The following is a 12,225-nucleotide window of genomic DNA, read 5'->3' on the forward strand; positions in this document are numbered from 1 at the left end:
GCGCCGGTGCTGGTGATCGTAATCGTGCCGGCCGAGGTGCTCGCCACATCGCCGACATTATAAGTATTACCGCCCACGCTAAAGCTGGTCACGGAATGGCTGCTGCTGTCTGCATCGGAGACATTGTCTAACACATTGCCCGATAGATCGGTGTCTTCGGCGGTGCTCACGGCTTCGTTACCATCACTCATGGCATCGGTGACCGCAGTCACGGCGATATCCAGCGTGGACGTATCGGTGTCGGCCGGATCGTTATTATCAACCAGCGCGTAGGTCACTTGTGGCATATTGCCGACAAAGTTCGTGGCCGGTGAGAAGGTATATGCGCCGGTGCTGGTGATCGTAATCGTGCCGGCCGAGGTGCTCGCCACATCGCCGACATTATAAGTATTACCGCCCACGCTAAAGCTGGTCACGGAATGGCTGCTGCTGTCTGCATCGGAGACATTGTCTAACACATTGCCCGATAGATCGGTGTCTTCGGCGGTGCTCACGGCTTCGTTACCATCACTCATGGCATCGGTGACCGCAGTCACGGCGATATCAGACGTGGTGGTTGCAGTGGCACCGTCATTATCAGTGGTGATCAGCGTAATTGTCGCATCGCCGTTAAAATTTTCTGCAGGGGTGAAGGTAATAGTACTGTCAGTTTGATTAATACTTACCGTACCCTGCTCAACTGGCACAGTCGCAGTTGTGGAAACAATAATACCATCTACATCACCGGCTGTATAAGCAACCGTGATGCTACTGTCTTCATCAGTAGTGCCATTGTCCGCATTAATTATCGGTGGGCTATTAGCTATAATTTCGACTACTTCAGCACTGCTATCTGTAATAATTTCAGATTCTTGTAAAAAAGCAAAACCTGCAGTTTCGAATTCGGTACTTGCTATCACTTCAGCTGCGTCACGGTCAAATCCAACTGCCGATGAACTACCACCATCAGAAGCAACACCTGCGGCTGTTTCAAGCTCTTCTATTGGACCGTCATCAGTTTCAATGGCGGTTTGAATTGCGTCTATTTCATTGGCCAGCAGTTGCTCTGCACTTTCAGGCTGAACTGCTTGTTGATTTATAATATCAACTTGAGGCACACTATTTTTATCCGTTATTAATACGTCATTTTCTGCATCTACTACTAAAATATTTTTATTATCATTGATGATTTCGTTACTCATGATTTACTCTCCATGTTCATATCTGCTGCTAAGCTTATTTTAGTAATATGTACTTCTTGTTTAGCTGACTTATTAACAATAAGCATATAAAAATGCTTTTAAATTAAAAAAATAAGAAACAAGATCTGCTGTAATGCAATAAAAAATGTAATCTAAGAAGAAATTTAGATGGCAGGATAAATACGCTGCGTCTCTCATAAATAAAGCCTTTAACACACATTACTGCTAGAATACAGCTAGGTATCAATGGAAACAAGGGAAACAAGGGGCTCAATTACGCTTTGAATCACATTAAATAAATGCTTAATTATATCGGGGCAATATAACTACAATAAAAACAGTTTTTTGCCGCTGCCTTTAATTTAACAGCTTACCAACACTTTATTAACATTTTAGACTGGCCTATCTGAAGATACAACTTTTTTATGAGACATGTTTAAGGAAGATAGTATTTCTGTTTTATTTGTCTTTGATGGGATGTTTTATTGCTCGGGGTATTTTTATCTACAGGGTGCTTATCATCAAGCAATAATGCAAAACCAGCATACTAAAATATTTAGCACTCAATAAATATTAACTAGATTAGGTATTCATTTAAATTAACGGCATAACATATAAAACACTATGCCGTTAATTTCAAACCATGACAAAGGTGCTGATAAAACCAATCAAGCCACCAAACACCCCCCCCCAGACAACCAACCAGCCGAGGTGTTTTTTAATCATGGTTTGTATGATCTGCTTAACGAGTAACGGCGTTAACTCATTTAAACGTTGCTCAATAATATTTTCTATTTTGGCTAAGATATCCTGCATCATATGCGGTTGCTCAACCTCATTTTTTAACAGTTCAATAAACTTCTCATCTTGTGTTAAATCGACTATTGATTTTTTCATCTGTTGTATAAACGGTTCACGTAGTGGCGCTAACGCTTCCTGGCCGCCAAACATAACTAGCATGTTCGCAAATGAAGAATTCATAATAACGGCCACTAGGCCATCATAGGTTGGGTTAAAATCAACTTTATCAATAACAGGGGTAAGGTTAATATGTGACGGTGATAGAGAGCCCGCATTTAAAAAACGGTCAACATTGTCAAGGGTGAAAAACTGATCCATCATCAATGCGTGAATGCCTTTTTTAAACTCCTCAAAATGTGCAGGGACAACGCCGGATCCATATAAAAAGGGTATTTTTTCAAAAAGCATAAATATCGCAAGCCAATTGGTCAGCGCACCGGAAAGAGCAAATAACCCCACCATAGTTAATGCCGCTGCATATTCTTTCTCACCGAGTAACAAACCGACAAGCAAAATAACAGCTGCGATTAAATTAGTGATAAAACTTTTATTCATTATATTTCCCTTTTTTGATCCAAAAAAAATCCAGTCGCTAAATAAATGACGACTGGATTTTAACGTTTCGAGCATAACTAGTGGCTAATCTTCCACTTCTTCTCGGAGTTTTAAGCTGCGTAACGCTTTATCTAAGACACCATTAACAAATTTATAAGACTCATCAGTGGCAAAATCTTTTGCCAACTCAATCGCCTCATTCAAAACCACTTTATGCGGTACATCTGTACGACAAGTGAGTTCAAACATTGCAATGCGTAATACAGCCAGATCGACCATATCAACATCTTTAATTTTACGAGAAAGATAAGGTGATAGTTTTTCATCTAAAGACTCAACGTGGTGAATAACACCCGTTAGTAGTTCTTTAAAATACGTAATATCGGTTTTTGATAAATCTTGATCAACTTCAAACTGATCAATAATACGACCTGCATTTAGTTGAGTTATTTGCCATTGATAAACCGCTTGTACTGCAAATTGACGAGCGCGACGGCGCTCTGCAGGTTTCATTTTCATTATCCTAATTCCGCCATAACATTGACCATTTCTAAAGCACTTAATGCTGCTTCACTACCTTTATTACCCATTTTAGTGCCTGCGCGCTCGATAGCTTGATCGATTGAGTCTGTCGTTAAAACACCAAAAGCAACGGGTATATCAAAATCCATTGAAACTTGCGCAAGACCTTTATTACATTCATTAGCAACAAACTCAAAATGCGGTGTACCGCCACGAATAACAGTGCCTAGTGCAACGATTGCATCATATTTCTTAGATGCGGCAACACGTTTAGTTGCAAGTGGAAGCTCAACGGCCCCCGGAACACGAACTACAGTGATGTTTGCATCTTCAACTTGACCAGTGCGTTTAAGGGTATCAATTGCACCAGCTAATAACTGCTCATTAATAAAACTGTTAAAACGAGAGATCACTATTGCTATTTTTGCTTGTGGAGCAGCCAAGCCACCTTCAATTATTTTCATTTTCTACCCTTATTGCTAAATTTTGTGCATTCTAGCACATTTTTATTTTATGCCTAATACTGATTACTCAGAGATATAGTCAACCACTTCCAGACCAAAGCCGCTCAGTGCATGATATTTCTTTTCAGAACTTAACAGAGCCATTTTCTGTACACCGAGATCACGCAAAATTTGCGATCCAACTCCAACACGACGACTGACACGTTGCGGTTTAGTTGCTCCGCGTTCACCCGCATCTTGCTTGGCGATATGTTTAACTTGTTCAAGTAACGACTCAGCGTTTTCCTGATGCCCCAACATCACAAGTACACCTCCCTCTTTAGCAATACGTTGCATGGCATCATTTAAAGGCCAAGTACGTGCACCTAAGCGGTCCGAAAAGAAATTATCCGTAAACGTGTTTTGTAAATGCACACGCACATTAGTCACAGCCCCTTCTTTAATCACCCCTTTCACTAAAGCGAAATGAACTTGCTTATCGATTGTATCTTGGTAAGCCACCAAATCGAACTCACCGAACTCTGTGGGTAATTTACAACTGCTAATACGTTCAATGGTGGTTTCATTATTATTGCGATATTCAATTAAATCCGCCACGGTTCCCAATTTTAGTTCGTGCTTTTTAGCAAATAGTTCAAGATCCGCACGGCGTGCCATAGAGCCATCTTCATTTAATATTTCCACAATCACCGCCGCTGATTCGCGTCCCGCTAAGCGCGTCAAATCACATCCAGCTTCGGTATGACCAGCACGCGTTAACACGCCACCCGCCTGCGCTTTAAGCGGAAAAATATGACCGGGCATCACAATATCAGCAGGTTTGGCGTTTTTGCCAATAGCAGCAAGAACCGTTGCCGCGCGATCGGCAGCAGAAATGCCAGTAGTGACTCCTCTCGCCGCTTCAATTGAAACGGTAAAATTTGTCGAAAAAGCAGCGGTGTTATCACTCACCATTAAGGGTAATTTAATTTGTTCACAATGGTCTTCGGTCAGCGTTAAGCAGATCAGTCCACGACCATTAGTCGCCATAAAATTAATTGCTTCGGGCGTGACTAAATCCGCAGCCATAATAAGATCGCCTTCGTTTTCGCGATCTTCATCGTCCATTAAAATAACCATTTTGCCTAAACGAATGTCTTCAATTATTTCAGTAGTAGTATTTAATTGCATATTTGTTCCTAATTCGATTATTGGGGGGTTAACCTAAAAAGCCGCTGCGCGTGAGCAGATCCATTGTTGATTTATCTTGCTTTTTTATACTTTGCGATGCTTTTTCACCCAACATCAGACGTTCTAAATAGCGGGATATCAGATCCACTTCTAAATTAACTTGAGTGCCAACGTTATAATTGGCCATATTAGTTTGTGCTATCGTATGCGGAATAATCGTTAATTTAAAACAAGCACCGTCAATTTCATTGGTGGTCAAGCTAATACCATCGATCGTAATGGATCCTTTTTCAGCTATATATTTAGCAAGTTCATCAGGTGCTTTTATCCAATATTCGACGGCATTACCCAACGGCGTAATCGAAGTCACTTCGCCGACACCGTCAACATGTCCACTGACAATGTGCCCACCCAAGCGATCATCAATCTGCATCGCTTTCTCTAAATTGATTGCAAAACCCGTTTTTATATTCGCAAAGCCGCTGCGTTTTATTGTCTCATTAGAGACATCGGCATCAAATCCCTGAGAACTTAATCGTGTCACTGTTAAACAGACACCGTTATTGGCAATACTGTCCCCCAATTTAACATCACTTAAATCTAATACGCCTGAATCGATGCTAATGGTCATATCTTTTTCATTTTTCTTGATTGCAGTGACATGTCCCACTGCTGCTATAATGCCTGTAAACATATTAATCTCGCTTACTGATAAGGCGAATATCATGACCAATTATCGCTACATCTTGCAGCGTTAATTGCACAACATCGTCCATTTTTGAATAATCGGGTAAGTTTACTAAGTTTCTCGCCTGATCGCCCATTAATTTAGGTGCTTGGTAAAGTATAAATTCATCTACTAACCCTTGGTCAAAAAACGCCCCCGAAAGTATTGCCCCTGCTTCTACCCAAAGGTCGTTTATTTCTTCCTCGGCTAGACGCGTTAGCAGCATGTTAAGATCGATACGACGCGCTTCATCCTCTGCGCATATAATCTGCTCAACATCGGCTGTAAACTGCTTGCTTTGAAGATCTGTTCGTGGCGAAAGTGCAACCAAGATAACGCGGCCGGCAAGTGTAAAAAGCTTCTCATTGAGACTTAACTTATTATGCGCGTCAAGCACAATACGAACTGGTTGCCGGACCGTCTTAGCAGTGATTTCGTTTGCAAATCCTGCACTTTGTTGCAATTCCGGATAACGTACATTTAGGCTGGGATCATCCGCAATCACTGTGCCACAACCGGTCAAAATAGCACTTTGCTGAGCGCGATAATACTGCACATCGATACGCGCTTGCGGTCCGGTAATCCATTTGCTATCGCCATTTCTCAAGGCGGTTTTGCCATCTAAGCTGGCCGCTAATTTAACGGTAACACGTGGCTTATGAGTCTGCATCCGTTTAATAAAGCCGCGATTTAAATCTCGTGCTTCATTTTCAAGTAAGCCAACATCCACTTCAATACCGGCTTCTTGTAGAATACGGATGCCACGTCCGGCGACTTGCGGATTAGGATCAACCATAGCGATCACCACTCGTTTAACGCCCGCTTTTGTTAACGCTAAGGCGCACGGAGGGGTGCGACCATAATGAGAGCATGGTTCTAATGTCACATAACAAGTCGCATTAAGAGCGTTATTTTGGGCAAAAGCGAGCGCGTTAATTTCAGCATGTGGTAAGCCTGCTTTTTGGTGGAAACCTTCAGCGATAATAATATTATTACTGACAATGACACAACCGACATTAGGATTAGGAGCGGTAGTAAAGCGACCTTTTTTGGCGATTTCAATAGCGCGCGACATGTAGATTTTATCTGCATCTGAAAAGTGAGCTGCATTCATTAATCTTTAACCTTTAACTTTTTAACTTTTAACCTGAGTAAAAACGGCTATTTTTCTAGCCTAGCTATCTCTTCACCGAACTCTTTAACATCTGCAAAGGAGCGATACACTGAAGCAAAGCGAATATAGGCAATTTTATCTAAACTTTTCAGTAATTCCATCACCAACTCCCCCACCATTTTCGAGGTTACTTCACGCTCGCCCGTTGCACGCAGCGTTGATTTTAATTTATTAAGCCCACTTTCTATTGCTTCAATGCTTACGGGTCTTTTCTCAAGTGCACGATGAATCCCTACCAATAACTTATCATCATTAAAGGGCTCTCGTCGCCCATCTGATTTGATCAGATGGGGCATCACTAGCTCAGCTATTTCGAACGTGGTAAAACGCTCGCTACATTCATTACAAGAACGGCGACGACGTACTTGCGATCCTTCTGCAACTAATCGAGAGTCGATCACTTTCGTGTCTTGCGCACTACAAAAAGGACAGTACATAATTCTCACTCATATTGAATTTGGTCTAATTGTGCTTAAATATTTCATTACGTCCGATTATAACGAACAGCTTTATTCTATACCTATTCGGCACCCAGATGCTAATTCTGAGGTTAGCATCTATTCAGCTAGCTAAAAAAAACAATCAGGCGCTCAAATAGCCCGTTTGACAACGAGTTATGGCATTCAAAATAAAAAAAAAGCCGCAAATGCGACTTTTTTATGTTGATGAGAAAACTAAAGTTTATCTGCTGTATCCGGTAAGTTTTCTTCTACCAACTCTTTCAGTTTCTGTCCAGCTCTAAATGTAACAACTCGACGAGCGGCAATAGGAATATCCTCGCCAGTCTTGGGGTTACGGCCTGGACGCTCACCTTTATCTTTTAATTCAAAACCACCAAAACCAGAGATTTTAACCGTCTCTCCAGCTTCGAGTGTGGCTTTAATCTCTTCAAAAAACGACTCAACAAACTCTTTTGCTTCGCGTTTGCTTAAACCAATTTTTTCTGATAAATGATTTGATATTTCAGCTTTAGTCAGTGCCATAAATTAATCTCTCAACGATGCATTAAACTCCGTAGAAACTGCTTCTACAATCTTATTCACGCTATCAGCAATCTCTTGTTCTTCCAAAGTACGAGTTGTATCTTGTAAGATCAAACCTATCGCTAAGCTTTTCTTACCCATTTCTACACCAGGTCCTTGGTATACGTCAAATAAGTTTATGCCAACTAATTCCGTTCCGCCATTTTTTTCTATAAATTTTAAGACCTTACCAGCATTTAACTGTGCATCTACAACAAATGCTAAGTCGCGGTGGTTAGATGGAAACTTAGATACTTCCTTAGCTTGCGGTATTTTGCGAGTAATTATTTGCTCTAACTCGAGTTCAAATACAATTGCAGCGCCATTTAAAGCAAAAGGTTTAGTCAAGCTAGGATGAAGCGTACCAATATAACCGATTTTTTTGCCTTCACGATAAATCCCCGCTGACTGGCCAGGATGTAAGGCAGTGTGCATCTCAGCTTTAAATTCAAAACTTGATGGATCAACACATAGATCCAGTACGGCTTCTAAATCAGCTTTAAGATCAAAAAAATCAACCGCTCGACTTTCTATATTCCAATGTTGATCATTTAAATTACCAATAATCACGCCTGAGAGCATTTCTTGCTGTTTAATGCCATTCTCAGCCATTTCATCTTTAACAAAACGTAATCCCGTTTCAAATAAACGTACACGGGCTTGTTGACGCTTTTGATTTTTGGAAACACTTTCCAGCAACCCAGTCCATAAGCTTACACGCATTGCCGACATATCTTTAGAGATAGGGTTCGGTAAAATTAATGCATCAGCTTGCGGATGTAGCCGGAGCTGTTTGTCAGGGTCAACAAAACTATAGGTGATAGCTTCCTGATATTCACGATTAACTAATACATCACGAATTTTCGCTATTTTAAGTGTTGCTTCATTGTGCAGCGGCATGGTCAGTGCAGCTTGCGGTGCTATATTGGGAATATTGTTATACCCATAAACACGTGCGACCTCTTCGATAAGATCTTCTTCAATCTCCATATCAAAACGGTAGCTTGGTGCAACGGCTTTCCAGCCTTCTGCTGTTACCGCCACTTCACAACCAAGTTGAGTCAAAATAGTTTTAACACGATCAGCATCAATTGAAATACCGATTAAACCATCTAATTTACTACGGCGTAATGTAATGGTTGTTTGAGAGGGTAAGTTTTCTGCACTTACAGCTTCAGTAATCGGGCCAACAGCACCACCACAGATTTCAATTAGAAGCTGTGTTGCACGCTCTATTGCTTTTACTTGCAAAAGAGGATCTACACCACGTTCATAACGATGAGAAGCATCAGTATGCAGACCGTAAGCACGAGCACGTCCTGCAATGGCAAGCGGCGCAAAGAATGCACTTTCCAAGAAAATGTTGCTTGTGCCCTGTGTCACACCGGAATCCAGACCACCAAAGATACCTGCCATGGCAAGGGCTTTATGTTGATCTGCAATCACCAAGGTATCACTGTTTAATTTGACTTCTTTACCGTCCAATAATGTCAGCTTTTCATTTTGAACAGCAAGACGAACATTGATATCACCTTCTAATTTATCTAAATCAAAGGCGTGCATTGGATGACCAAATTCAAGCAGAACATACTGAGTAATATCTACGACTGCATCAACGCTGCGCACACCACAACGGCGTAATTTCTCAACCATCCATAGTGGAGTGACAGCATCTTGATTAATGCCACGAATCACACGACCTAAGTAACGCGGACATGCAGTTGGCGCTTGTAAGTTAATTGCCAGTTGATCTGTAATACTGGGCGCAACATTATCCCATGTCGGCTCTGTCGCCGACAAACCATTTAACACACCCACTTCGCGTGCAAGACCGGCAATACCTAAACAGTCTGCACGGTTAGCGGTTAAATCGACATCAATCATGACATCATCAAGCTGTAAATATTCACGCACACAAACACCAATTGGCGCATCAAGCGGCAATTCGATGATCCCATCAGCACTCTCTGCCATCCCTAATTCGGATTCACTGCATAACATGCCCAATGATGCCTGACCGCGTAGCTTTGCAGCCTTTATTTTAAAATCCCCAGGTAAAACAGCTCCGACAACCGCGACTGCGACTTTTAAGCCTAAACGACAGTTTTTGGCGCCACATACAATATCAAGTAACTGATCTGAACCAATATTGATTTTAGTCACCTGTAATTTATCGGCGTCAGGATGTTGGCCGCATTCCACCACCTCACCTACGACGACTTTTGTAAATTCGCCGGATACCGCTTGTACATCATCAACTTCAAGACCAGCCATGGTGATTTGATGCATTAATTCATCACGTGTAATTTCAGGGTTAACCCACTCTCGTAACCAAGCTTCACTAAATTTCATTATCTTAACCCTTACTTAAATTGCTTGAGGAAACGAAGATCGTTTTCAAAGAAAGAACGCAAATCATTGACGCCGTAACGCAACATAGTTAAACGCTCAACCCCCATACCGAATGCAAAACCTGAATATTTATCTGGATCAACGCCCATAGAGCGTAAAACTGAGGGATGCACCATGCCGCAACCTAAGACCTCAAGCCAACCGTTTTCACCTAACACATCGACTTCAGCCGAAGGCTCTGTAAAGGGAAAGTAAGAGGGGCGGAAACGGACCTCAAGATCTTGTTCAAAAAAGTTATGTAGAAAGTCATGCAACACACCTTTAAGTTGTGTAAAACTGACATTTTCAGCAATCATCAAACCTTCTACCTGATGGAACATTGGCGTATGGGTTTGGTCGTAATCATTACGATAAACCCGCCCTGGAGAGATGATGCGTATTGGCGGGTTGCTGTTTTCCATGGTACGGATTTGCACACCCGATGTTTGTGTGCGTAATACAAGATCCGGACTGAAATAGAAGGTATCATGATCCGCACGCGCTGGATGATGCGCCGGTATATTTAATGCGTCAAAGTTATGGTAACAGTCTTCAACTTCAGGTCCATTTTTCACTTCAAAACCGAGTTCAGCAAAGAATTCGGTAATACGCTCAACAGTACGAGTAACCGGATGGATCCCGCCCAATTGGGCACCACGACCAGGCAGCGTCACATCAATTGTTTCACCCGCTAATTTAGCATTTAATGCTTGCGCTTCCATTGCTTGTTTACGCGCAACTAAAACGGCCTGAATCGATTGTTTGGCTTGATTAATCATCTGCCCTGCTGCGGGTTTTTCAGCAGGAGGCAGTTTGCCTAAGCTTTTCATCTCTTCTGTCATCAGACCCTTTTTACCTAAATACTGTAGGCGGATCTGTTCTAATTCATTACCATCTTGGGCATTTTCTATCTGTTGTTGCGCATTCGCAACGATTTCATCTAGGTGCTGCATTGATTTTATCTCTACCTAAAGCAAGTGATTGAAAAATATTGGCTGCAATTTTACGCAAATCAGAGGGATAAGGCTAGTGCAGTGGTGAAATGAACGATAGTAACGGTGTAAAAAGACAAAGTTATCCATAATAAATAGGCTCTAACGAATGACATTCAATAAACTATATACCCATTTATGAAAGCATCATCACTACAGCACTATCCAGCATTTTTCAATAATCAGTTGTTCACCATTATACATTCGGCCCATAAAGCGATCGCCACAAAACAGCTCTCCAACCCCTTTGGGTGTGCCTGTCATCAAAATATCGCCTGCAGCAAAACTCATAAAGGTACTGACCTCATCAATAATCTCCAGTGGTTTATTAATCATTAAAGCAACATCGCCTTCCTGAATTAAAATGTCATTAATAAATAGTTGCAAAGAGAGTGCTTTAATATCGCCAGTAAAACCGACAAATTCGCTAAATACAGCTGATTTATCAAAGGATTTGGCCCGCTCCCATGGTAAACCTTGATTTTTTAATTGCGTCTGTAGTGCTCGTTTAGTGAGATCCAGTCCAAATCCAACCGCACTAATTTTCCCACCGTCAATCACAAAAGAGATCTCACTTTCATAATGAATTGCTTCTTTTTGATCACAGACTATAGCGCTACTGATAGCAGAATTGGGTTTGACAAAAATAACCATCTGCTTAGGTATCTCATTATTTAGCTCTTTAATATGATCAACATAGTTACGCCCGATACAGACAACTTTAGAAGGCGACACTATCTCGCCATCAACAATAATATTTTGCAAATTTACCTACCTGTTTATTTTTTCGCCGTTAAATGGGTAACACACGGTTGCGACCTAAACGTTTTGCTTGGTATAAATGATCATCTGCTCGAGCAATTAAACTGCTTAGTGAATCACCCTTAATAAATTCTGCAACGCCAAATGAAGCGCTGATATTTTTTATCGTTTCAGCAGTACGTTTATCTTTTAAGGTTAACTTTTCAAGCAACTTGCGCAACGACTCAGCAAAATGACGGGCAATGCGTAAGCTGCTTTTAGGCAATAAGATAACAAATTCTTCACCGCCAAAACGGTACACAGCCGCGCCATCACGCATATTATCACTGAATTTTCGTCAGCAATTCTCGGTGAAAATAATTTTCAAGCTATACAAGGGCTGCGAGAGATATCAAAAAATACTTTTCGCGCTAAATTTCTCTTTTCTTCAAATTATTTTTAATAAATGTAAAAAAAATTGAACT

At 41.3% G+C, this 12,225-nt stretch carries 12 protein-coding genes and 1 pseudogene; all 13 read right to left on the minus strand.

The window, feature by feature from the left end:
* A partial coding sequence (locus KSO91_RS13520) for an Ig-like domain-containing protein (RefSeq protein WP_238743530.1) occupies window positions 1–1,181 on the minus strand: 1,181 nt, incomplete at its 3' end.
* 636 nt (window positions 1,182–1,817) lie between these two features.
* Complete coding sequence (locus KSO91_RS13525) at window positions 1,818–2,537, minus strand: DUF445 domain-containing protein (RefSeq protein WP_238743531.1); 720 nt, start codon at window positions 2,535–2,537, stop codon at window positions 1,818–1,820.
* Between the two features lie 84 nt (window positions 2,538–2,621).
* Window positions 2,622–3,050 carry a transcription antitermination factor NusB gene (gene nusB / locus KSO91_RS13530; protein WP_238743532.1) on the minus strand — a complete coding sequence of 143 codons (429 nt, stop codon included), beginning with the start codon at window positions 3,048–3,050 and terminating at the stop codon, window positions 2,622–2,624.
* Window positions 3,051–3,055: 5 nt separating this feature from the next.
* Complete coding sequence (ribH, locus tag KSO91_RS13535; RefSeq protein ID WP_238743533.1) at window positions 3,056–3,523, minus strand: 6,7-dimethyl-8-ribityllumazine synthase; 468 nt, start codon at window positions 3,521–3,523, stop codon at window positions 3,056–3,058.
* 63 nt (window positions 3,524–3,586) lie between these two features.
* On the minus strand, window positions 3,587–4,693 hold the full coding sequence (gene ribBA / locus KSO91_RS13540) for a bifunctional 3,4-dihydroxy-2-butanone-4-phosphate synthase/GTP cyclohydrolase II (protein WP_238743534.1): 1,107 nt from the start codon (window positions 4,691–4,693) through the stop codon (window positions 3,587–3,589).
* Window positions 4,694–4,721: 28 nt separating this feature from the next.
* On the minus strand, window positions 4,722–5,387 hold the full coding sequence (locus KSO91_RS13545) for a riboflavin synthase (protein ID WP_238743535.1): 666 nt from the start codon (window positions 5,385–5,387) through the stop codon (window positions 4,722–4,724).
* A gap of 1 nt (window position 5,388) precedes the next feature.
* Window positions 5,389–6,534 (minus strand): bifunctional diaminohydroxyphosphoribosylaminopyrimidine deaminase/5-amino-6-(5-phosphoribosylamino)uracil reductase RibD, encoded by a 1,146-nt coding sequence (gene ribD / locus KSO91_RS13550; protein WP_238743536.1) that lies wholly within the window; start codon window positions 6,532–6,534, stop codon window positions 5,389–5,391.
* Between the two features lie 47 nt (window positions 6,535–6,581).
* Complete coding sequence (gene nrdR, locus KSO91_RS13555) at window positions 6,582–7,031, minus strand: transcriptional regulator NrdR (protein WP_238743537.1); 450 nt, start codon at window positions 7,029–7,031, stop codon at window positions 6,582–6,584.
* 237 nt (window positions 7,032–7,268) lie between these two features.
* Window positions 7,269–7,577: an integration host factor subunit alpha gene (locus tag KSO91_RS13560; RefSeq protein ID WP_238743538.1), complete on the minus strand. Its 309-nt coding sequence runs from the start codon at window positions 7,575–7,577 to the stop codon at window positions 7,269–7,271.
* 3 nt (window positions 7,578–7,580) lie between these two features.
* Window positions 7,581–9,968, minus strand: coding sequence for a phenylalanine--tRNA ligase subunit beta (gene pheT, locus KSO91_RS13565; RefSeq protein ID WP_238743539.1), 2,388 nt, complete (start codon window positions 9,966–9,968; stop codon window positions 7,581–7,583).
* Between the two features lie 11 nt (window positions 9,969–9,979).
* Entirely contained in the window at window positions 9,980–10,960 is a 981-nt protein-coding gene (gene pheS / locus KSO91_RS13570; protein ID WP_238743540.1) for a phenylalanine--tRNA ligase subunit alpha, read from the minus strand.
* A gap of 192 nt (window positions 10,961–11,152) precedes the next feature.
* Complete coding sequence (locus KSO91_RS13575; protein ID WP_238743541.1) at window positions 11,153–11,764, minus strand: fumarylacetoacetate hydrolase family protein; 612 nt, start codon at window positions 11,762–11,764, stop codon at window positions 11,153–11,155.
* Between the two features lie 28 nt (window positions 11,765–11,792).
* A pseudogene (locus KSO91_RS13580) lies at window positions 11,793–12,083 on the minus strand (GGDEF domain-containing protein); the annotation flags it as partial.
* Window positions 12,084–12,225: the final 142 nt, after the last annotated feature.

Source organism: Psychromonas antarctica, from assembly GCF_022267535.1.
In the GTDB taxonomy this organism is placed as follows: Bacteria; Pseudomonadota; Gammaproteobacteria; order Enterobacterales; family Psychromonadaceae; genus Psychromonas; species Psychromonas antarctica.